Source organism: Flavobacterium glycogeni (assembly GCF_048286775.1).
Taxonomy (GTDB): Bacteria; Bacteroidota; Bacteroidia; order Flavobacteriales; family Flavobacteriaceae; genus Flavobacterium.
Genome location: NZ_JBLVPV010000002.1, coordinates 1 through 22737 on the forward strand (window position 1 = coordinate 1; position 22737 = coordinate 22737).

20 protein-coding genes are annotated in these 22737 nt (G+C 34.3%); 14 read left to right on the top strand and 6 right to left on the bottom strand.

What is annotated here, in order from left to right:
• Positions 1 to 463: transposase (locus tag ACNQGX_RS01485; protein WP_417973388.1), on the top strand; the 463-nt coding region annotated here is incomplete at its 5' end.
• A gap of 59 nt (positions 464 to 522) precedes the next feature.
• On the opposite strand, the gene ACNQGX_RS01490 is transcribed toward ACNQGX_RS01485, so the two are convergent.
• Positions 523 to 1071 carry an REP-associated tyrosine transposase gene (locus ACNQGX_RS01490; protein ID WP_417973390.1) on the bottom strand — a complete coding sequence of 183 codons (549 nt, stop codon included), beginning with the start codon at positions 1069 to 1071 and terminating at the stop codon, positions 523 to 525.
• Between the two features lie 287 nt (positions 1072 to 1358).
• On the opposite strand from ACNQGX_RS01490, the gene ACNQGX_RS01495 reads away from it, so the two are divergent.
• Entirely contained in the window at positions 1359 to 1916 is a 558-nt protein-coding gene (locus ACNQGX_RS01495; RefSeq protein WP_417973392.1) for a hypothetical protein, read from the top strand.
• A gap of 40 nt (positions 1917 to 1956) precedes the next feature.
• Here ACNQGX_RS01495 and ACNQGX_RS01500 read toward each other — a convergent pair whose 3' ends face one another.
• Complete coding sequence (locus ACNQGX_RS01500) at positions 1957 to 2553, bottom strand: hypothetical protein (protein ID WP_417973394.1); 597 nt, start codon at positions 2551 to 2553, stop codon at positions 1957 to 1959.
• A 379-nt stretch (positions 2554 to 2932) separates the two neighbouring features.
• On the opposite strand from ACNQGX_RS01500, the gene ACNQGX_RS01505 reads away from it, so the two are divergent.
• The 8 genes from ACNQGX_RS01505 (at position 2933) to serB (ending at position 9994) form a co-directional block, all read left to right on the top strand.
• Positions 2933 to 4258 (top strand): trigger factor, encoded by a 1326-nt coding sequence (locus ACNQGX_RS01505; RefSeq protein ID WP_417973396.1) that lies wholly within the window; start codon positions 2933 to 2935, stop codon positions 4256 to 4258.
• Between the two features lie 355 nt (positions 4259 to 4613).
• Positions 4614 to 5288, top strand: coding sequence for an ATP-dependent Clp endopeptidase proteolytic subunit ClpP (gene clpP / locus ACNQGX_RS01510; RefSeq protein WP_417973398.1), 675 nt, complete (start codon positions 4614 to 4616; stop codon positions 5286 to 5288).
• Between the two features lie 86 nt (positions 5289 to 5374).
• Positions 5375 to 6607 carry an ATP-dependent Clp protease ATP-binding subunit ClpX gene (gene clpX, locus ACNQGX_RS01515; RefSeq protein WP_417973400.1) on the top strand — a complete coding sequence of 411 codons (1233 nt, stop codon included), beginning with the start codon at positions 5375 to 5377 and terminating at the stop codon, positions 6605 to 6607.
• A gap of 187 nt (positions 6608 to 6794) precedes the next feature.
• The gene (locus tag ACNQGX_RS01520) at positions 6795 to 7205 is read left to right on the top strand and encodes an SRPBCC family protein (protein ID WP_417973402.1); all 411 of its coding nucleotides are present in this window, start codon (positions 6795 to 6797) and stop codon (positions 7203 to 7205) included.
• A gap of 11 nt (positions 7206 to 7216) precedes the next feature.
• Positions 7217 to 7630 (top strand): VOC family protein, encoded by a 414-nt coding sequence (locus ACNQGX_RS01525; RefSeq protein WP_417973404.1) that lies wholly within the window; start codon positions 7217 to 7219, stop codon positions 7628 to 7630.
• Positions 7631 to 7657: 27 nt separating this feature from the next.
• Positions 7658 to 8098, top strand: a complete 441-nt coding sequence (locus ACNQGX_RS01530; protein ID WP_417973406.1) for an SRPBCC family protein — start codon at positions 7658 to 7660, stop codon at positions 8096 to 8098.
• A 23-nt stretch (positions 8099 to 8121) separates the two neighbouring features.
• Positions 8122 to 8562: a VOC family protein gene (locus ACNQGX_RS01535; protein ID WP_417973408.1), complete on the top strand. Its 441-nt coding sequence runs from the start codon at positions 8122 to 8124 to the stop codon at positions 8560 to 8562.
• 193 nt (positions 8563 to 8755) lie between these two features.
• On the top strand, positions 8756 to 9994 hold the full coding sequence (serB, locus tag ACNQGX_RS01540; protein ID WP_417973410.1) for a phosphoserine phosphatase SerB: 1239 nt from the start codon (positions 8756 to 8758) through the stop codon (positions 9992 to 9994).
• 91 nt (positions 9995 to 10085) lie between these two features.
• Here the strand turns inward: serB and ACNQGX_RS01545 are convergent, their stop codons facing one another.
• On the bottom strand, positions 10086 to 10235 hold the full coding sequence (locus ACNQGX_RS01545; RefSeq protein WP_165929393.1) for a hypothetical protein: 150 nt from the start codon (positions 10233 to 10235) through the stop codon (positions 10086 to 10088).
• 7 nt (positions 10236 to 10242) lie between these two features.
• Positions 10243 to 11769: a GH3 auxin-responsive promoter family protein gene (locus ACNQGX_RS01550; protein WP_417973412.1), complete on the bottom strand. Its 1527-nt coding sequence runs from the start codon at positions 11767 to 11769 to the stop codon at positions 10243 to 10245.
• Between the two features lie 215 nt (positions 11770 to 11984).
• Here ACNQGX_RS01550 and ACNQGX_RS01555 point away from each other — a divergent pair, with 215 nt between their 5' ends.
• Positions 11985 to 12779 carry a DUF2797 domain-containing protein gene (locus tag ACNQGX_RS01555; protein WP_417973414.1) on the top strand — a complete coding sequence of 265 codons (795 nt, stop codon included), beginning with the start codon at positions 11985 to 11987 and terminating at the stop codon, positions 12777 to 12779.
• 20 nt (positions 12780 to 12799) lie between these two features.
• Here the strand turns inward: ACNQGX_RS01555 and ACNQGX_RS01560 are convergent, their stop codons facing one another.
• Complete coding sequence (locus ACNQGX_RS01560) at positions 12800 to 13828, bottom strand: LacI family DNA-binding transcriptional regulator (protein ID WP_417973416.1); 1029 nt, start codon at positions 13826 to 13828, stop codon at positions 12800 to 12802.
• 159 nt (positions 13829 to 13987) lie between these two features.
• Here ACNQGX_RS01560 and ACNQGX_RS01565 point away from each other — a divergent pair, with 159 nt between their 5' ends.
• The 3 genes from ACNQGX_RS01565 to ACNQGX_RS01575 all read left to right on the top strand — a co-directional run bounded on the left by ACNQGX_RS01565 (position 13988) and on the right by ACNQGX_RS01575 (position 19800).
• Positions 13988 to 16636, top strand: coding sequence for a TonB-dependent receptor (locus tag ACNQGX_RS01565; protein ID WP_417973419.1), 2649 nt, complete (start codon positions 13988 to 13990; stop codon positions 16634 to 16636).
• An 85-nt stretch (positions 16637 to 16721) separates the two neighbouring features.
• On the top strand, positions 16722 to 17942 hold the full coding sequence (locus tag ACNQGX_RS01570) for an MFS transporter (protein WP_417973421.1): 1221 nt from the start codon (positions 16722 to 16724) through the stop codon (positions 17940 to 17942).
• Positions 17932 to 19800, top strand: a complete 1869-nt coding sequence (locus tag ACNQGX_RS01575; RefSeq protein WP_417973422.1) for a trehalase family glycosidase — start codon at positions 17932 to 17934, stop codon at positions 19798 to 19800. Before ACNQGX_RS01570 ends, ACNQGX_RS01575 begins: the two co-directional genes overlap by 11 nt.
• 168 nt (positions 19801 to 19968) lie before the next feature.
• Here ACNQGX_RS01575 and ACNQGX_RS01580 read toward each other — a convergent pair whose 3' ends face one another.
• A complete protein-coding gene (locus ACNQGX_RS01580) occupies positions 19969 to 22608 on the bottom strand; it encodes an AsmA-like C-terminal region-containing protein (protein WP_417973423.1) in 2640 nt (879 codons plus the stop codon).
• Between the last annotated feature and the right edge of the window lie 129 nt (positions 22609 to 22737).

Consider the following 22737-nt stretch of genomic DNA (forward strand, 5'->3'; position numbering starts at 1 on the left):
ATTAGATAACAAAAAATATCCTAGTTCAGTTTTTAAAGAATTGTACAGCCAAAGATGGGGAATAGAAACATTTTATGATCGATTAAAAAATAAATTAAAAGTTGAACATTTCTCAGGGTACTCCAATGAAAGTATTCAACAAGATTTCTATGCAGCACTGTTTGTGAGTAATATACAAACCTTAATTGTAAGTGAATTAGAAGATGATTTAGTTAAGGATAATCAACAAAAAAAATATGATTATAAAATCAACACCAATTTATCTTATGGTTTTCTTAAAAACAGAATACTAGATTTATTCCTTACTTCAAAATCAATAGAAAAATCTTTTGAAGACCTTAAGCAGTTGTATAAAGAAAACCTTATTCCAATAAGACCCAATAGATCTTTTGAAATAAATTCAGGAAAATATAGAAACAGAATAAAACCTAATGTAACTAAAAATCAAAAAGATAGCTTTTAAAAATTTCTTAACTTAATGACATTGAGCGCGAGCGTCCCGCTCGTGCCCACTATCAAAAATCAATTCAAATCTATTTCTAAAATCGTTTGGTCATTATCCCCATAATTTCTGGCACTACTATATTTCCAATCTATTGGATTAGTTACAAAACCAGATTCAACGGGATTGTAATGTATATAATTAAGTTTTTGTTCAAAAACCTTTAATGACCAGATTTCTATTGGATGATTATCCTGCTGCCAAAATTGTCTATGCGTTACATTACTATTCTTTTTCCCTGCTCGTTCCATCATCCAAAGTATCCATTCTCGTCGGCTTTCCTGAGTGTTTTCTTCGATTGTTTGAAGCATTTTTTTGGATGTAAATCCTTTGAAATCTCGCATCAACCCTGATGGATCGCCACTTCCTGAACGAAAGATTAAATGGACATGGCTTGGCATAATGCAATACCCATAAATTTCCATTGCCTTATTTTTTCTGCAAAAGTCCAATGATTCTATAATATTTCCAAAATACGCATCCCTTGTAAAAACATCAATCCAATTTACTGTGGCAAAGCTTACAAAATAAGCTCCTGTACTTTCTCCAAATTTATATTTTGTGCTCATAGATTTGCTTGTATTTATGTGCTCAATCCGCTCTAATTGTCAGCCCGAAAAACGAATTAAATTCCTTTTAAATCTTTCTTTAAAAGCAAAAAAAAAAATAACTTTTTTAGATTTAGCTTTTGTTTTTCCTACTCTTGTTTGTGGGCACGAGCGGGACGCTCGCGCTAGCGATGCACGCTAAAGCCAGCGGGGGACGCTCGCGCTAGCGGGGTTATACAAGAATAAATAATTATACCTTTTAACAAGTTTAATTTTTACTATTTTCGTTAATAATTAACAAATCGAATATGTCAGAATTTATTTCAAATATTGTTCAATATAGCCCTATTTTGGTTATTGTTTTTATTTTTTGTTACTATTTTATTGCTTCATGCATTGATAAGATGAAACAAAGCGGATTATATAGAAAGTCCGAATTTCAATTTGATTTAAAAGTAAGAAATGCTTTTAAACTGATTGTTTTTGTCCCTATAACATTTATAAGTTGTGTGCTACTTGAATTTACTGTTAGAATGTTAAGTATATTCCTAGGAGGTAATGTAGATAATCTTTATCCCAAGTATGATTCTGAAGCTATTAGATTTTTTTGTAACGGTACAAGATTAATTGTAATAATTTTTTCTGCTTTAGCTTTTATTTCAACAAAATATAAAGGAATTGGATTTTTATTTGGTTTTGTATATTTCATTGTTTCTCTTTTTTTGCCAAGTGAAATATATTTAGGAGGATTTACAATTATAATATATAAAGGATTTACTTCATTTATTGGAGGAGTATTTGGAATTTTAGTTGCTGGATTTATTATTAAATATGAGAACGAATTCTATAATTATAGATATAAATAGACCTTTGTAAATAAACCTGATTGGAAATCCGCAATCGGGTTTATTTTTCGATTGAATATTTAATAATTGGAAGAGTTGCTATTTTATATTCATGAGGAAATCTTTTTTTTCCATCAGCGTCTGAAAAAAATCTTAAATCATTATCTTCAAAATAAGAATAATATCGATTGCCGAAAATATCATCGTATTGAGCGACAATAATATTTATTTGATCATTCCAATTGAGTTCTCCAGCTGAATCCCGACCTAAACTGTAGCATTTATCTGAGAAATTAAAAGTATTCTTATTACTATCATAGCCATATCTAACAAAAATATTCAACGCGGTTCCAGCACCAACATTTTTTATTGCGAAATTTGAAGAATTATTTGGTTTGAAAAATGATAATATTGGCTTTTGAAGATCTTTAGTATGTTGACCTTCTTTTTCATTATAACGTTGTAATTCACGAGTTAGAATAATAAAGATAACCAAATTACATAACGAAATTGCAGCTGAAATGTAGCTTCCAAATTCTCCCCAATTTGAAGATTTATCAGAAATATTTTGATTTTTAAAATAATATATATAAATAAAAAGTGGGATTCCAAGTGTAGCAATTATTGCAATTAGTATAGAAGGAATTGATTTTTTCATGTATAACGTCTCGTTAGTAAAACTTGTAGCCAATTTGTTTATATGTGTAACAATCGTCACACATTGTTTTTTTCAAATATATAAATAAATTATTACAAATTTTCAAAGCAACTTTATATTGTTAAATACCTCGCGCCGCGTGAAGGATGGCAGTGAAAATCCTTTTATGAAGCGAAGCGCAATAAAAGATTGTAACGTACAGCCTGACCCGCAGTTTTTACGGAGGGACACGCCCAAATTATTTTCCTTTTCCGGCCTGTGATTTTGTCAAATAACTGCCTAAAATTCAATCCCGAAGGTTCGGGACTAAAAACTTGTTTGGGTTGCAAAAATTTTATAATTTTGCAACCCAATTTTATTATGTAAATTAAAGAAGAAGATGGATATCAAAAGAGTAGCAATAGACGCTGTGAATGAAACAATTGTAATGACTGTTGTTCACATGGATTACAAAGGACAAGTTGCAAAAAGAATAAACGAAAAAATGCCTTTGGCAACTGTTAAGGGATTTAGAAAAGGGGCGGTGCCTAAAGATCTTGTTGAAAAACAATACGGTAAAGCGATCAAACAAGAAGAAGTTCAGAAAGTGGTGGATTTGGCTTTGGAGCGTTTCGTGCAATCGGAAAGGTTAAACCTTCTTGGAACGCCACTTGCTAAAGTAAACGAAGATTTTTCTTGGGATGCTGAAGAATTGGTTTTTGAATATGAAATTGGGTTAGTGCCAAACTTCACTTTAGACTTAGATGCTAAAAACGACATTGTAAAATATGTGGTTACTGCTGATGCTAAATTGATCGATGGTCAAGTGGAAAGAATCCAAAAACAATTTGGAACTGCAATTCCTCAAGAAGTTGTTGCTGCAGATTCAGATGTAACAGGAACATTCACTAACGAAGAAAAAGGAATTAATAACGCTACCACTATTGCTTTGGATCTTTTCAAAGACAAAGCGACTTGGGATAAATTCATTGGTAAAAAAGTAGGTGATGTAGTGACTGTAAATACGAAAGGTTTATTTGAAGACGATCATCAATTGATGGACGTGATGAAAGTAAGTCATGATGACGTTCACGGTTTAGATGTTGATGTAAACTTCACAATTGAAGCGATTAACACTGCGGAATTAGCGGAATTGAACCAAGAATTGTTTGATAAATTGTTTGGAGCTGGAACTGTTTCTTCACTAGAAGAATTGAAAGCAAAAATCAAAGAAGATGCTGAAAATCAATTTGCACAACAAGCAGACCAAAAATTATTAGGTGATGTTACGGAGTTTTTAATCGAAAGCACAAAATTCGATTTACCTTCTGAATTCTTGAAAAAATGGTTGCAAACTGTTGGTGAGAAAAAATTGTCTCCTGAAGAAGCTGAAGTTGAATATGCACGTTCTGAAAAAGGATTGCGTTTTCAATTGATCGAAGGTAGAGCAATGGCTCAATCTGATATCAAAATCACTTTTGAAGACTTGAAAACATTCACTACAAAAAATATCCGTCAACAAATGGCGCAGTTCGGGCAAACAAATCCTACTGACGAAGAAGTTCAAGGAATTGTTGCTAGAGTTTTGTCAAACCAAGACGAAGTAAAAAGACTTTCGGACCAAGTTGTTGCGGAAAAATTATTGGAATTGTTCAAAGAGAAAGCAAATCCTACAACTAAAGAAGTAACTTACGACGAATTTATTGCCGCTTCATACGGAGAATAATTTCTAAAAAAATAAGTATATTTGAGCGTCAAAAGAATGATTTTTTTGGCGCTCTTTTATTTGAATTAATATCAGGAGCCAATCCAGCTATACGTTACAAGTTTTTTCTTCCGTTTAAGTTTTTTAAATTCCTGCAAGAGCTTCTTTCAGTCGCTTTGCAAGAATAAAAAACTAAAAAACGGAATTCAAAAAGCTTTTCACTGCAAACGAAGTTCACTGAACTCCGCTGAAAATAGTGAATACGTGAAGTAATCTGGGCTAAAAAATAAGACATATTGACATCATTTATAAAGAGGTATGACCTTTGCATTAAATGGAATCACAAGATATAACGTAAAACTTAGAACAAGAAAATATGAACTACGGTAAAGAATTCAAAAAATTTGCTACAAAGGACCACGGAGTAAACTCCATGTATTACGATAAAATCGTAGGTGCAATGACTCCTAAAAACATGACTCCGTATATCATCGAAGAACGTCAGTTGAATATTTCACAATTAGACGTTTTTTCCAGGCTGATGATGGACAGAATTATATTCTTGGGAACAGGAATTGACGATCAAATCGCAAACATCGTTCAGGCACAATTATTGTTCCTTGAAAGCGCCGATGCTTCAAAGGATATTCAGATTTATTTGAATTCACCAGGAGGAAGCGTTTACGCAGGATTGGGAATTTATGACACGATGCAATACATCAAACCGGATGTAGCAACTATTTGTACCGGAATGGCAGCTTCTATGGGAGCGGTGTTGTTATGTGCAGGAGCACCTGGAAAGCGTTCGGCTTTGCCACATTCAAGAGTAATGATTCACCAACCATCAGGCGGAGCTCAAGGAGTTGCAACAGATATGGAAATCAACTTACGCGAAATGTTGAAACTGAAAGATGAGTTATACAAAATTATCTCTCACCACTCCGGACAAACTTTCGATAAGGTACATACTGATAGTGAGCGTGATTATTGGATGATTGCCGAAGAAGCAAAAGCATACGGAATGATTGATGAAGTTTTAATAAGAGGATAAATTATTAGTCGAAAGTCAAAAGTTCAAAAGTCAAAAGCATTGCTCAGACTTTACGACTTTTGACTTTATGACATTAGACTAAAAGAATGGCAAAAGTAGTATTAGAGTGTTCGTTTTGTGGAAGAAAGAAACCAGAAACCAATTTATTGATTGCTGGTATCAATGCACATATTTGTGATAAATGTATCGAACAGGCACACGGAATTGTTTTAGAAGAATTAAAATCTGGCGGAAGTTCAAAACTGGTTGGAGATTTGATTTTGAAGAAACCAAAAGAAATCAGAGCGTTCTTGGATCAATATGTTATTGGTCAGGACCAAACTAAAAAAGTAATGTCGGTTGCGGTTTACAATCACTACAAACGTTTGATGCAACAGCAATTAGACGATGAGGTTGAGATTGAAAAAAGTAACATCATCATGGTGGGACAAACAGGAACAGGAAAAACATTGGTGGCTAAAACCATTGCAAAAATGTTGGACGTGCCTTTGGCTATTGTTGATGCAACAGTATTAACGGAAGCAGGTTATGTGGGAGAAGATGTCGAAAGTATTTTGACTCGTCTATTGCAAGCTGCTGATTATGATGTTGCCAAAGCAGAACGCGGAATTGTATTCATTGACGAAATAGATAAAATTGCACGTAAAAGTGATAATCCGTCTATTACACGTGACGTTTCCGGTGAAGGTGTACAACAGGCTTTATTGAAATTATTGGAAGGAACGGTTGTGAATGTGCCGCCAAAAGGAGGACGCAAGCACCCAGACCAAAAATTTGTAGAGGTAAATACACAAAACATTTTGTTTATTGCCGGTGGCGCTTTTGATGGAATTGAAAAAATAATTTCAAAACGATTGAACCGTCAAGCCGTTGGTTATTCTACATCAAAAAATGTAGATAACATTGACAAAGACAATTTGTTGCAATACATTATCCCGAAAGACATCAAAGATTTTGGATTGATTCCGGAGATTATTGGTCGTTTGCCAGTTTTGACACACATGGATCCTTTAGATAGAGAAACCTTGCGAGCCATTTTGACACAACCTAAAAATGCGTTAATCAAGCAATACGAAAAATTGTTTTTGATGGATGAAGTAACCTTTACCATCACAGATGAAGCATTGGATTTTATTGTTGATAAAGCGTTAGAATATAAATTAGGAGCTCGTGGATTGCGTTCTTTATGCGAAGCAATCTTAACCGATGCGATGTATGAATTGCCAAGTTCTGATGATAAAATATTAGAAATTGACGTAGATTACGCCAAAGAAACGTTGAATAAAAATTTATTGAAACGCTTGGAGATTGCTTCATAATTTGAATTCTCGAAGAAATTAATTTTTAATCTTTTCTAAAAATAGTAAACCTGTTCATTCAATTGAGCAGGTTTTTTTTATGGATTATTTCCAGCTTTTTTTTAAATTATATTTTTTAGTATTTATATATGGCTGATTTTAAATAATTTGTAAATTTATAGTCAAAAATTTAAAAAAGAAACTTGAAATGATAACGGTACAAAGTACTATAAAGGCTTCAGTTGAAAAAGTCTGGGAATTATGGACTGCTCCGCAACATGTCATGAAGTGGAACAATGCCTCTGAAGATTGGCATACTCCTTTTGCGGAAAATGACTTGAAGGTTGGAGGAAAGTTCAAATACACCATGGCTTCAAAAGACGGTAAAATGAGTTTTGATTTTGAAGGGATTTATACAGATGTAAGGAATCATTCTTTAATAGAATACGAAATGGCAGATGGGAGAAAGGTGAAAATCACTTTTGAAAGTCAAAAAAATGGCATCGTACTTACAGAACAATTTGACCCCGAAACAGAAAATACCGAAGCATTGCAACAACAAGGCTGGCAGGCAATTTTGGATAACTTTAAAAAATATGTTGAAAACTCAACCCTTTAAAAACAAACAAAATGACAAAGCAAATATGGCTTAATTTACCGGTAAAAGAGGTGGCGAGATCAAAAGAGTTTTTCGCTAAAATAGGTTTTTCTTTTAATGAACAATACGCTACTCCGCAATCAACATGTCTGTCAGTTGGAACTACTAATTTTGCGGTCATGCTTTTTGAGGAATCGATATTTGAAGGGTTTGTTCAAAATAAAATTACAGATACGCAATCAAGTTCTGAAGTATTAATTTCAATTGATGCAGAAAGTAGAGAAGAAGTGGATGAATTTGCAAAGAAAGTAGAAGAAGCCGGAGGTTTAGTTTTTGCTAAACCTGCCGAAATTCAAGGGTGGATGTACGGTTGTGGTTTCGCAGACTTAGACGGACATTGTTGGAATATGTTATATATGGATTTTAGTAAAGTACCAAAACAGTAGTTTTTAATTTAATCAAAAAAGCGCAAGATGACAACACTGGAATTTAAAATTGAGATCAATGCTCCAAAAGAAAAAGTTTGGGACGTTTTATGGAATGAAGAAACATACAAACAATGGACGTCCGTTTTTTGCGAAGGAACTTATGCGGTAAGCGATTGGAAAGAAGGCAGTAAAATTCATTTTTTATCTCCAAATGGGGATGGAATGAACAGCATTATTTACAAGAAAACACCAAATGAATATATCGCTTTCAAACACATAAGCGAATTGAAGAATTTTGTAGAAATGCCTATTGATCCTAAAACACAAGAATGGACAGGTGCTATGGAAACCTATCGATTAACCGAAAATAATGGTCTGACTGTTTTAGAGGTTAAAATGGATTCAGTCGAAAAGTATGTCGATTATTTCAGAACTACATTTCCAAAAGGGTTAGATATGCTAAAGAAACTTTCAGAAGAAAAATAAAATATTAATTTAAAATTACAATCATGGCGTCAATTAATCCGTACTTAGTTTTTAATGGAAACTGCGAAGAAGCATTTCTATTTTATCAATCTGTATTTGGTGGAGCATTCTCTTATATTGGCAGATTCAAAGACATACCGCCAAATACCGAAGGATGCGAATCTGGTTCTGAAGAAGATAGTGAAAAAATCATGCACGTTAGTTTACCAATCGGCAAAGGAACAATCTTGATGGGAAGCGACAACAATTCGTCAAGTAAAGAGGTGGTATTTGGTCAAAATATTTCTGTTTCAATCAACACCGAAAGCAAAGAAGAAGCCGATAAATTGTTTAACGGACTTTCGGCTGGAGGAACGGTAACGATGCCAATGAATCAGACTTTTTGGGGTGCTTATTTTGGAATGTTTACTGATAAATTTGGGATCAATTGGATGGTAAATTTTGATGAAAACGAGAAAAAATAATAATCATTAAAACAAATCCTAGTTTGCTCGTGGATTGCGTTTTTCTCAAAAATATAAACCTGTTCATTGATTTGAGCAGGTTTTTTTATGGTTAATTTAAACTATTTGTTATTGTTTAAAAAAAGGAACATTATTTTTTTTTATCAACGCCAGATTGCCGATTTTTGTCCATTCTAAATCAAACAATTATAACATGCAAGTAGAAGATAAAGAGGTTATTTTATTAAAAGTTTCTGGTCAGGATAAACCTGGGGTAACTGCTGGTTTAACATCCATTTTGGCGACTTATGATGCCATTGTTTTAGATATTGGACAAGCAGATATTCATGATACTCTTTCTTTAGGCATTTTATTTGAAATAAAAGCGGGTTCTTCTTCTGGGCCTGTTTTAAAAGATTTATTGTTTAAGGCGTATGAATTGGGGGTTAAAGTTAAGTTTATTCCGATTTCTATAGACGATTACGAAATTTGGGTAAAAGCGCAACGCAAACAGCGCTATATCATAAATGTTTTGGGAGAAACATTAACGGCAGTACAATTAGCGGCTGTGACTAGAATATTATCGAACCAAAATTTAAATATTGACGCTATCAAAAGATTAACGGGTAGGGTTTCTATTATTGAAAAAGAAGAATTTCCTCGTTCTTGCGTACAATTATCTGTAACGGGTAATATTGTCGATAAAACGTTGATGACGGCCAGTTTTATGGAAATTTCCAGAAGCTTAGATGTGGATATTTCTTTTCAAGAAGACAATATGTATCGAAGAAACAGACGTTTGGTATGTTTTGATATGGATTCTACCTTAATTCAAACGGAAGTAATTGATGAATTAGCGGAATTAGCGGGTGTGGGTGAGCAAGTAAGAGCCATTACTGAATCGGCTATGAATGGCGAAATTGATTTTAGCGAAAGCTTCAAACAACGCATGGCTTTGTTGGAAGGTTTGAGTGAAGATGTGCTGCAAACAGTTGCTGAAAATCTGCCCATAACAAAAGGAGCACACCGCTTGATGAAGGCTTTGAAATATTACGGCTATAAAACCGCTATTTTATCAGGAGGATTCACCTACTTTGGTCATTATTTACAAAAGGAATTAGGGATTGATTATGTTCATGCCAATGAATTGGAGATTATAGACGGTAAATTGACAGGCAACTATTTAGGCGAAATTGTTGATGGTCAAAAGAAAGCAGAATATCTAAAAGCTATTGCAGAAAAAGAAGGCATACACATCAACCAAACCATTGCTGTGGGGGATGGTGCCAATGATTTGCCAATGTTGAATTTGGCAGGTTTAGGAATTGCTTTTCATGCTAAACCAACGGTAAAGGAAAATGCAGCTACTTCAATCTCCAGCCTGGGTCTCGACGGTGTTTTATACCTCTTAGGCTACCACGACAGGCATATTGATATGATGGAGGAGGAGTAAATAGTGCAATAAATAATAATAATAATAATAATAATAATAATAATAAAATAGGCTGTCCCTAAATTACTTTTCGGACAACCTATTTTTTATTTTATACTTTAGCGGTAAACACTTTCTCAGGTTTTTCCAGTGTTTGTTTTTCGGGAGATTTACAAATTCCTCTTGCGCCACAACTCATCCGGTGCGGTCCGCAGGAATTTAGAAAAAATAATGCCATCAGGATGTAAAATATATTTTTCATCTTTAGTCTACTGTATTATCTCAAACTGCATGCTTTTCAGTTGTTCCAAATAATCTCTTTGATTAGAAAGTCTTGGGATTTTGTTTTGTCCACCCAATTTGTCTTTGTCTTTTAACCAATCATAAAACAAGTTTTTCCGGGCTACATTTATTACTAACGGGTTTAACGTCATGTTGTTGTAGCGCTTTGCTTCATAATCTGAATTTAAAGATTGTATGGATTCATCCAATGCTTTCTGGAATTGAGATAGATCAGCCGGATTGTCTTTAAATTCGATCATCCATTCATGGGCACCTTTTTCTTTACCATCCATAAATATAGGCGCAACGGTGTAATCGACTACTTCCATTTGGGTCATTTTACAGGCTTTGGCAATAGCCTGATCGGTATTTTCGACCATCAATTCTTCGCCAAAAACATTAATGTGATGCTTGGTTCTTCCCGTAACCCGAATTCGGTACGGATTCAATGACGTAAAACGAACGGTATCGCCAATCAAATAGCGCCACAAACCGGAATTGGTTGTAATCACCAAAGCATAATTTTTGAAAAGTTCTACATCTGCCAATCGAATCGTTTTTTGGTCCGGTGTCCCAAAAGTATCCATTGGAATAAATTCGTAGAAAATTCCGTAATCCAGCATCAACAATAAATCACTGGAATGATTTAAATCCTGAATGGCAAAAAAGCCTTCGGAAGCATTGTATATTTCGTAATATTTAAACTCTTTTTTCGGGAGTATTTTTTTGTACTGTTCTCGGTAGGGTTCGAAATTTACACCTCCGTGAAAGTAGACTTCCAAATTAGGCCAAAGTTCAAATAAATTTCCTTTTCCGGTTTCTTCCAGCATTTTATTCATTAAAACTAACATCCAAGAAGGAACTCCGGCAAAACTGGTTACATTTTCATTTTTTGTTTCGTGTATAATCGCAGCAATTTTGGTTTCCCATTCGCTCATAAGAGAAATTTTGTTGCTTGGCGTACTGCTGAATTCAGCCCAAATAGGCATATTTTCGATTAATATGGCAGATAAATCTCCAAAGAACGTATTGTTGTCTTCATAGATTTGGGAACTTCCGCCAAGACGCAGACTTTTTCCAAGAAAGAGTTCTGAATCTTCGTTGTTATTTAAATACAAACACAACAAATCCTTACTTCCTTTATAATGACAATCTTCCAGTGCTTCATTGCTCACTGGAATAAATTTACTTTTGGCGTTTGTTGTGCCGCTTGATTTGGCAAACCATTTTATAGGTGTTTCCCAAAAAACATTTTGTTCTCCTTTGCGGGTTCTTTCAATCAGTGGCTGTAATTCTTCGTAGGTTGAAATAGGAATTCTTTCGGCAAAAGCCGCATAGGAATGTATCGAAGCATAATCATATTCTTTGCCTAAAGCAGTATTTTTGGATGACTGAATTAAATTCATAAGCAATTCTTCCTGAACCTCATTTGGATATTTTAGGAAAAGTTCGATCTGATGGATTCTTTGTTTTAGAACCCAGGAGGCAAACGAATTGATTATGGTTAAAGGCATGGAGATTTGGGATTTTAGATTTATGTCCCGATAGCTATCGGGAGCTAATTTTAGATTTGAAAATAGGTTTACAAATACTAACTTTGCAATAATACCAAAAATAGTGTTTTTTTATAAAAAACAATTCTATTTGTATCAAATATTCTAACTCAAAAGAGTAGTCTTGCTAGCTGCAATCTACTCCCGATACTTATCGGGACTAAAATCTAAAACCCATGACTTACGAAGGTGTACTTTCTAAAATGCAAACTGAATTTGGAGATCCCATTCAATATTACTTGGTTTTCGAAAATAGTTTTTTGAATGTGAATCAATTGCTAAACAAAAGCCTTGAAATTAATTTCGTAGGGTATCAATGTTTGAATTGTAGAAAGAAGAAAAAAATATTCCGTCAAGGATTTTGTTACGATTGTTTCTATTCGAGTCCAGCTGTTGGGGATTGGATCATGAAACCGGAGTTAAGTACTGCCCATCTTGGAATTCAGGATAGAGATTTGGCTTATGAAGAAAAAGTACAATTGCAACCGCATATTGTGTATTTGGCTTTGTCGAGTGAAGTAAAAGTAGGGGTAACCAGAAAAACACAAGTGCCAACACGATGGATTGATCAAGGCGCAACGCAAGCCATTTCTATTGTGGAAGTTCCTAATCGTTACTTGGCCGGAATTACAGAAGTTGCCCTGAAAAATCATTATGCCGATAAAACCAATTGGCGAAAAATGTTAACCAACAATGTAGAACAAATTGACTTAATTGCAGAAAGATTGAAAGTGGAGGATTTAATTCCTGCCGAAGCTAAGGAGTATTTTTATTCTCAAAAAAATGATTTGTACGAGATGCATTATCCGGTTTTACACTATCCAAATAAAGTAAACAGTTTGAGTTTAGATAAAACACCTCAGTTTCAAGGAAAGCTAATGGGTATAAAAGGACAGTATTTATTGTTTGAGGATGGAACTGTTTTTAATATTCGAGGTTCTGAGGGCTATGTGGTAAGGGTTGAGGTGTAAAAATTTGTGTGCAGAAATGTTTAACTTCTTAGAGTAGACTCTCTCTCAATTATATGTGTGGGGAGTTCAATAGTTTGATGCGTAACCGGAAGGTGTTCTTTAATTTGAGCTATTTCATTTATCAAAATTGAAGCGGCGCGTTGACCAATATCATAACCAGGCTGGTCAATAGTTGTCAGTTTTGGAGAAATCACGGTTGACATAAACCAATTGCTGAAACCAAAAACAGCAATTTGTTCCGGGATTTTGATTTGTATTTCGTTAAGGTATTTTATAATTCCGATAGCAACCAAATCAGTGACAGCAAAAACGGCATCGACATCATTATGGTCGTTAACCAGTTTTTGGGCATTGGCATAACCATCTTCAAAATCGGCGTTGTGATCACATAAATAAACCAGCGAAGGATCATAAGGAATATTGTGGTCTTCCAGTGCTTTTTTATATCCTAAAAAACGATCAATTGAATTTTGAGGCGTATAAGAACCTCTAAAATGGGCAATTTTTTTATATCCTTTTTCTATTAAATAAGTAACGGCATCATAAGCTGCTTTTCGGTCATTAATCACCACTTTGGAGCAATTTACCAGTTTAGCAATTTTATCAAACAATACTACGGGAGTGTTCTTTCTTATTGCTTCATTTATATGGGAGAAATCGTCTGTCTCATTTGATAGCGAAATCAAAATGCCATCAACTCTTTTTTGTAACAGCAATGCAATTTGCTTTTTCTCTAGCTCATATTTTTCATTTGATTGCAAAATGATAACGAGATATCCTCTGTTTTCGGCTTCGTCTAAAATACCGTTCAAAACACTCGAAAAAAAATGATGTACCATAGTAGGAATAATAACCCCAATGGTTTTGGTTTCGTTTGTCCTAAGGTTTACAGCATTTACATTGGGTTTGTAATTCATAGAAGTTACCATTTCGAGAACTTTTGCTCGAGTGGTTGCACTAACATCAGTATATCCTTTTAATGCTTTTGAGACCGTAGTGACAGAAATTCCTAAGGCTGCTGCAATATCAATAAGTCTGGTATCATTCATAATAATAAATGTAATAAAACTAATTGATAATTACTTAAATTTATTCGTCGAAAACGTTTTCGGCAAAATCGAAAACGTTTTCGGCAAAAATTCGCCATTGACCTAATTAAATTGGCTATAGTTTTACCCCCACAATTAACTAACCAAATAACAAATATCATGAAACAGTTAAATTATCACCCAGTTGCATTATTTTTAATGCTGCTGGTATTTATTCTTCCAGCGATGGCTTTTTCACAGGGAAAAAGCACTATTTCTGGAAAAGTATTCGACGAAAACGGACAAACGATTCCAGGTGCAAATGTTGTTATTCTAGAAACTTCAAAAGCGGTGAGTACAGGCTTTGATGGTGGATATGAATTTTTAAATCTTTCTGCGGGAAGTTATACTATTCGTGTGTCAAACATTGGATACAAATCAACTCAAAAGAATGTTTCTGTTAAGGAAGACGAAAGCATAACGCTAGATTTACATATAGAATCTGAGTCACAAAGTTTGAAAGAAGTGGTTGTCACGGGTTCATCAAATCCAAGATCAAAATTAGAATCAAGTATTGCTATTACCACTATGGGAGCAAAAGCGATCGAGGACAGAGCTCCAATTAGTACAGCGGCTATTCTTCAAACTATTCCTGGCTTTGTTGTTGAAACATCGGGTGGAGAAGTGGGGAACAACCTTTTTGCAAGAGGAATTCCATCGGCTGGTGCGTATGAATATGTACAAATTCAGGAAGATGGTTTGGCCGTTTTTGAAGACGGTGCTTTGCAGTTTGCCAATGCTGATAATTGGTATAGACTTGATGAAACCGTTAGTAAAATGGAAGCCGTTCGAGGTGGCTCAGCATCTATTTTCGCATCGAATGCTCCAGGGGGAATTATCAATTTTATTTCAAAAACGGGACAAAATGATTTTCAAGGAAGAGCGAAACTTACCGTTGGGGATTATGGTTTATTCAGAACAGATCTTAATTTAAGCGGAGCATTGGTTCAAGATAAATTGTTCTTTAATGTTGGTGGATTTTACAGAGCAGATGATGGAATCAGAAAAACTGGTTTTACAGCAAACAAAGGCGGACAAGTAAAAATGAATTTGACTTATAAGTTTGATGATGGAGGTTATTTGAGATTAAACTATAAGAAACTAGATGACAGAAATACATTCTATTTGCCAATTCCATTAAAAAGCAACAATGGAAAAGTCGAAGGAATAGATGGATTTGATCCCAATTACGGCACTTTGACTTCTGCAAATTTCTCGCATTTAAGTGTGCCACAATACGGTGGAGGAACCTTTAATGCTGATTTAGAAGATGGTGTTCACCCCGTTGTTGATGCTATTGGAGCGGAACTCAAAAAGAAAATCTCGGAAAAAGTTACCTTGAAAAATGCATTTAGAAACACTAAAATAGATTTGAATTACAATGCTATTTTCAGCACCGGTGGGCCTTGGTCACAAACAGCTTACGCAACAGATGTGCAAGGATTAGCTTCTGCAGATACTGGAAACTTGAGTTATACTTATGTAGACAACAATGCGGCATTAAATGCAAATTCATTGATTATGAGAGCGGATCATTGGTACATTCACAAACAAATGGAGAATTTTGCTAATAATTTGTCTTTTGGTTTCGATTTAAAACCTGTTAATCTTACCGTTGGCTACTATTATTCAAATTGGAAATCAAATCAATACTGGAACTGGAGTAACTATTTGGTAGATGTTACCGACAATCCAAGATTGGTAAATGTAAATAATACGGCAACTGGGATATCCCATACTTGGAATGGTATCGAAAGAATTACTTGGCTCGAAAGAGATGCACAAACCAAAGGGAAATTAAATGATGTTTATGTAGATGCCGAAATTCAGGCAACGGATAAATTGACATTTAATGTGGGTTTAAGATATGATAAAAACCAATATTCAGGATATAGGGACAATGCTCGTTTCTTTGCCGAAAATCTAGGTGTTTTAGATAATAATACTGCCGATGACGCCGTAACTACAATTCAAGGAAATCCTTATACGTATTGGAAATATGATGTAAGTGAGATCTCTTATACCGGAGCAGGAAATTATAAGTTTAATGATAATATGGCGTCTTATTTAAGATACAGCCACGGTTTTAGATCGCCAATTGAGGAATCCTTTTATGACAATGCAAGTGATTTGAGCAAGCTAGAAAATACTTTTGTCAATCAATTGGAATTGGGTTACAAATACGCAAATTCGTTTCTTTCTGTGAATGCCAATTTGTTTCACATGAATTTAAAGAATGTAGCTTTTACAGACATATTAGCTGACGGATCGTCTGAAAATAAATTTGCCGATGTAAATAATTTAGGACTAGAAGTTGAAACGAATGTAAAATATAAAATGGCGAGATTGAACTTTAACTTTACGGTTCAAAATCCAGAATATGATAATTTTACAGGTACAAATGCTGATGGAAGTACTTTTGATTACAACGGAAATGCTGCCCGTAGAATCCCTAAATTCTTCTGTGCCGTAAGACCGGAAGTTGATATTACGAAGAGATTAACCGCCTATGTTCAATATTCTTATTTTGACAAAAAATACACCAACCAAGATAATAAGCAAGTTTTGCCCGCTTTTAAAGAAGTTGGTGCGGGTCTAAATTACAAAGTAAATAATTTACGATTTGCCCTTGATGGTTCTAACTTGTTTAATGAAATTGGTTTAACCGAAGGGAATCCTAGACAGACAACATCATCTGCTAGCGATGTGTTTTTGGCAAGACCTATTTTAGGACGTGCTTTCAGATTCTCTGTAGCAATTAACTTTTAGTTTTTATATTAGTTAGCTCAGTCAAATGCTGTTATAAAAATAGCATTTGGTTTTTGTTACATTCGTCAGTAAATCAAAGATTATCATGAAAAAAATAGGAATAACAACAGCGCTATATCTCAATTACTTTGTATTTGCCATTTTGCTGAACAGCGTTGGAATTGTGATTTTAAAAGCGCAAAAAAATTATGGTGTAAATGAATTACAGGCCAGTATTCTGGAGGCTTTTAAGGATTTGCCCATTGCAATTGTTTCATTTTTAATCGCTTCTTTTTTACCGAGAATTGGTTATAAAAAAGCGATGCTTATTGGGTTGGGATTGGTAACTTTTGCCTGTATTGCCATGTTCTATGGTAACTCCTTTGATTATGCAAAACTGCTTTTTGCAACCGTTGGTGTATCTTTTGCATTGATAAAAGTGTCAGTCTATTCGCTAATTGGCACAATAACCGAAAATCAAAGGGAACACAATGCATTAATGAGCAGTGTCGAAGGAGTTTTTATGATAGGAATTGCATTGGCTTATTTTTTATTCCCGGCTTTCAATGATGATGTTAATCCAGATTCTTGGCTTAATGTATATTGGCTTTTGGCTTTGTTATCATTACTCTCGTTTGCCTTTTTGTTTTTTACAAAAATAGAAAAGCCAACAGAAATTTCAGGTGTGAATTTAGCAGATGATTTTTCACAAATGTTCAAATTAATGGCGAAATTATTGGTGGTTGTCTTTGTAGTCAGTGCCTTTTTATTTGTAATGATTGAGCAAGGAATCATGTCTTGGTTGCCAACATTCAATGATAAAGTGCTCCATTTATCCGAGAATAATAGTATAATGATGGCAAGTATTTTAGCGATTTCATTAGCAATAGGAAGGATTTTAGCTGGCGAAATCACCAAAAGAATAAACTGGATCTGGGTACTGAGTTTTTGTATTATATGTGCGATGTTGATCGTGATTTTCGTACTGCCAAAAACTGTTGGACTTGAAGTGAAAACAATCGATTCACTTTTTGATATACCATTAATTGGGTTTGCATTTCCACTTGTAGGATTGTTTATTGCGCCAATTTATCCGTTGCTCAATTCGGTTATATTGAGTTCTTTGCCAAAAAAACTGCATAGCTCAATGACTGGTTTAATTGTTGTTTTTTCAGCACTTGGAGGGACATTAGGCTCCAGAATCATTGGTTGGCTGTTCCAGAATCAAGGACCGGAAAATGCATTTTATTACACCTTAATTCCAATGTCATTACTATTGATTTCTTTTTTTATTTTAAAAAAAATAACTACTAAAAATGAAATTTAAACTAAACATAAATCAAACGCTTCAACGTTTATTAACTCAGGAAGATACGGATGGTGATAAAAAAATCACGATTGATGATCAAGGTCCAAAAGAGTTTTTATTGGAAGATGAAAACGGAAATTCGTCACAGATAGAAGGAACCTATCATCTTTCAAATTTATTGCAGGAATTGGCTTTGTCTAAAAAAAACAAAACTGAATTTGCCGAAATAGACATTTCTGAAATAATTGAAAGCCCTGTAAACAGAATTTCTAGAAAAATAAAAAAATTATATTGGCAAGGTCTCACCAGAACCATTGACGAGCAAGGAGTCCTGAAGATTATAGAAGACGAAAAAACAGAAAATCCAATTTCGTATTTATATGTTCCTGCAAAGGATATTCAAGCTTTTCAATACTTTAAGAATCTGGAAAAATCTATTGCAAAATTGAAAGTCGTTCAGTTGCCTGAAAATATTTCATCAGAATATGAGCTCACTTTAAACAAAAAACCAGGAATATTAGCTTTGGCGTTGCACCAAGAAGATAATCAAATAAAGGGGGTTCCGTTTGTTGTTCCAGGCGGACGATTCAATGAGATGTATGGTTGGGATAGTTATTTTATTGCAATGGGACTTTTATTAGATGATAAATCGGAACTCGCAATTGCAATTGCCGAAAATTTTAAATACCAGATTGACCATTACGGCAAAATTCTTAATGCGAATCGAAGTTATTATTTGACCCGAACACAACCACCGTTATACACCTCTTTGATTGTTGCTATCGTGAAAAAATCAAAGTCAGAAGTATCTTGGATTGCAAAACATCTTAACACCGCCATCAAAGAATATCAAACCGTTTGGATGGAAGAAGGAAAAAGGCTTACGCAAAATGGACTAAACCGATACAAGGCGGAAGGAATTGGCCTTCCGTTTGAAGTTGAGGTAGGGCATTTTGATGATGTTCTTGAAAAATACGCTTTGCTGTACAATTTGCCTTTACGTGATTTTGAAAAAAAATACCTCGAAAGAGAAATTGTTGACGCCAATCTTGATGCTTATTTTGTTCACGATCGTAGCATGCGAGAAAGCGGACATGACACCACCAATCGTTTGGTCAATGTTTGTGCCGATTTGAATACAATAGATTTGAATAGTTTGCTTTATAAGTACGAAACGGATATTGCCTTCTTGATTGAAAATGAGTTTGACAATCATTTTCAGTATGATAAAAACATAGTTTATTCCGGGGAATATTGGAATAAAAAAGCTGCTTTCAGAAAAGAAAAAATCAATGAATTGTGTTGGGATAAGAATAAAGGAATCTACTTTGATTATAATTTTATAACAGAAGAAGCACATCAATTTGAAGCAGCTACGACTTTTTATACGCTTTGGGCAAAATTATGCAGTGCGGAGCAAGCTGAAATTTTAGTGAAGACAGCATTGCCGAAATTCAAATTAAAAGGTGGAATTGCAGGAAGTACCAAAGAAGCGATTGCCGATATTGATGTCGATTCGCCGCAGCGCCAATGGGATTACCCTTTTGGATGGGCGCCGCATCAAATAATTTTATGGGAAGGATTATTAAATTATAATTATGTAGAGGAAGCTCAAGAAATGGTTTACCGCTGGTTGTGGCTCATTACAAGAAACGCCGTAGATTTTAACGGTACTATTCCTGAAAAATTTAATTTAGAAACGAGTTCTCATAAAATTTTAGCCGAATATGGTAATGTAGGCACAGCATTCGATTATATTACGGAAGAAGGTTTTGGTTGGATGAATGCCTCGTATCAATTTGGATTGAGCATTCTAAGAACAAACCTAAAACAAGAATTAGAAAAACTAACCGATCCAGAGGATTTGTTTTCGTAACGAACAAAAAACATATTTTCCATTAGATGATGGAACGGTTTTTAATATCCTTGGTTCCGAAGGATATGTGGCAGAAATCAACGTATAAAAATTCCATAAAAAAGCAGGAATCTCAATTTTAGAGATTCCTGCTTTTTTTATGATGAAAAACTATTGCTTTATATCAAATTATTGTTGTTGTACTTTAGGCTCTTCTGTTTTTTTCTTTTTATTAAACAATCCATTTAATAAATCTTTAGCCTTAGTTTTTACCTCTTCCTTAGTTGCGGGAGTTGCTGGAGTCGCCGTTTTTGTAGTATCTCCTGGTTTCTTGTTTTTATTAATGAAATCAGTCAAAGCAGAAGTTCCTTGTTTCACCAATCTGTCTTTTTGTTGGTTTACTAGTTGAGTGGTCAATTTAGTTACCGCACTGTTGATGTCAGTTGTTATTTTTGGATTCGTGAAATTCCCAACTAATATCGCATTTATCGGAATGCTTTGCAGTTTTGCAGCGTCAGCAGGAGATAATTTTGCTATTAACGCATTCGCTTCTGAACCCAAATATTTTGCGGGAACATCAAATTTTAGATTGTAATTCATGCTTTGGTCAAAACCATGCATTCCTCCAATGGTCGCTTTGATGTCTTTGTACTTGATATCAAATGGTTTTACATTTACTTTTCCATCTTTGAAAGTAACCGCAGCTTTCAAATCATTCAAATTGATTTTACTCACATCAATGAATTTCAAGTTAGAACCTAAAGCAGTCAGCAAAGTAGAATTACTCGAATTTACTGTCGTTGAAAGCAATTGACCTAATAAATCTCCGGTTAGCGTTTTCAAGTCAGGAGTTAGTTCTGTTGCATCAAGATTTCCGTTCAATTTGATGGTTGAATTTAATTTCCCGTTGATGATTCCGGCAATGGGCGCAATTTTTTTCAACATATCCAGTTGGGTGAAAGACTGTGCAATATCGACTTGATTTAATTTTAAATCCATATTAAAAACTGGCATTTTTCCTTTTGTGGAAACAGCTCCGTTTATACCAATTGTTCCACCGAAAATAGATGTTTTTACATTTTCTAAAGTGACTTTTTCGTCTTTCACGATTAGTTTTCCCGATACATCTTTCAGAGTCAAATTATCATATAAAACCGTAGTCGCTTTTGCGGTAAGCGTACAATTTAAGAAAGCAGGAATCTTCATTGCCTCTGCTTTTTTATCCCGAACCGTCGGGGTCGTTTTAGTCGCGGTTTTAGTGGTTTCGCCGGTTGTCATAAAATCATCAACGGCTAATTGTTTAGAATTCATGTTGAAGTTTCCTTTCAATTCTTGGTTTCTAAATATAAACCCGTAAAAATTCTCTAAAACTCCCGTTACACTTATATCGCTTTTTCCTGTAGTTGCATTCAGTTGTTTCAAATTGACTTGGCTGGGATTAAACTGGACTAAGGCAGTACTAATGTTCATTGTTTTGCCGTTTTCATCAACGTAGTTGAAACCGGACAAACTCATTGTTCCCGCGTTATTTATATTTTGATACTGACTTTTCTCTACAGATTGCATGTCAAATTTTGTAGTTACATCGGCCTTTAAAATCCCTGACAATGGCTTATCCAGTTTTATAGGATACGCTTTGGAAAGATTGGCTAAATTGATAGTTCCTTTTAAAGCGGCATCAACTATCGCATTTTGTGTTATGTTTTTGATGTTGGCTTTGGCATTAAAAGCGTCTTGATCTATTTTGAAAGAGAGCTTGTCCAAGTTGACATAAGTATCATTTAAAATCCCTGTTTCGTTTATAATTTTAGTGTCAATAACGATATTTTGAACCGATTTTGGTAAATTAGGATATTGAAACGAAGCGTTATTTGAAGCAATTTCAATATTGAATTTTGGCACCGTTGTATCAGAATACAAGCCTTTGGCAAAACCCACCACAGTAAAATCTCCAGTTGTTTTCACGTTGTCTAAACTTGCCGCATACGCTGCAGGAATAATTCCCAAGAAATTTTTGAAGGATGAAGTTGGGGTTTTAAATTTCAAATCATATTGTTGACCCGCTTCCACCATTTGAATAAATCCATCAAATTCCAGTGGTAATTGATTAATTAATGCTTTGTTTTCTTTGAAGGTGTATTTGCTTTTATCTAAATCGATTCCTAAAACGGCATCCAGAGTCAAGGCAACATTTTTCATGTAATTGACTTTGTCCATATCAAGTGACACTTTTGCAGTTGACTTGGTAACCAAATCTAATTTTTGAGCTGCAAAATCTCCAGTTCCTTCGTGGTTTAAACTGTCGATTACCATTTTTATTTTTGAACTTTCGTCAAAATAGCGGAACTTGAAATTCTCAATTTTATAATCTTGTATTTTTAATGACATTGGACTGCTTTTTCCATCGTCTTTGGTTTTTTCATCTTTCAAAGCAATGTCATAATTCCCGATTCCGTCTTTATTGAAAATGATATTGATTAATCCATTTTTAGAAGTGATTCCGTCAATAGATATTGCTTCATTTTTACCTTTAAAAAGTTCTTTGATAGACATTTTTAAATTCAATTCGCCTAGTGAAATCAAGGTGTCACCTTCAAAAGGAGCTTTGTTTATAATGACTAATTTTTCCAGCGTTACATTCGCATTTGGAAAATTTTTGAATAAGCTTAAATCCACTTCTGTAAAAGAGACTCTGGCATCTACTTTGGCATTGATAGCTTCAGAAATTTTGGCTTTTATTTGATCTTTAAATAGATAAGGCGCAGCAAATAAAGTTACCACGAGCAGGATAATCAGAATTCCAATGATTTTTAAAACTTTCTTTACCATAATTTAATTTCTTTAGATTCTATACGTGGAGCAAAAACAGCGCCTTGTATTCTTTACAAAAATAGTATTTTTAGGACAGAGTAATTTTTTTGGTGTTTTTTATAAACAATAATTTAACTTTATAGTATA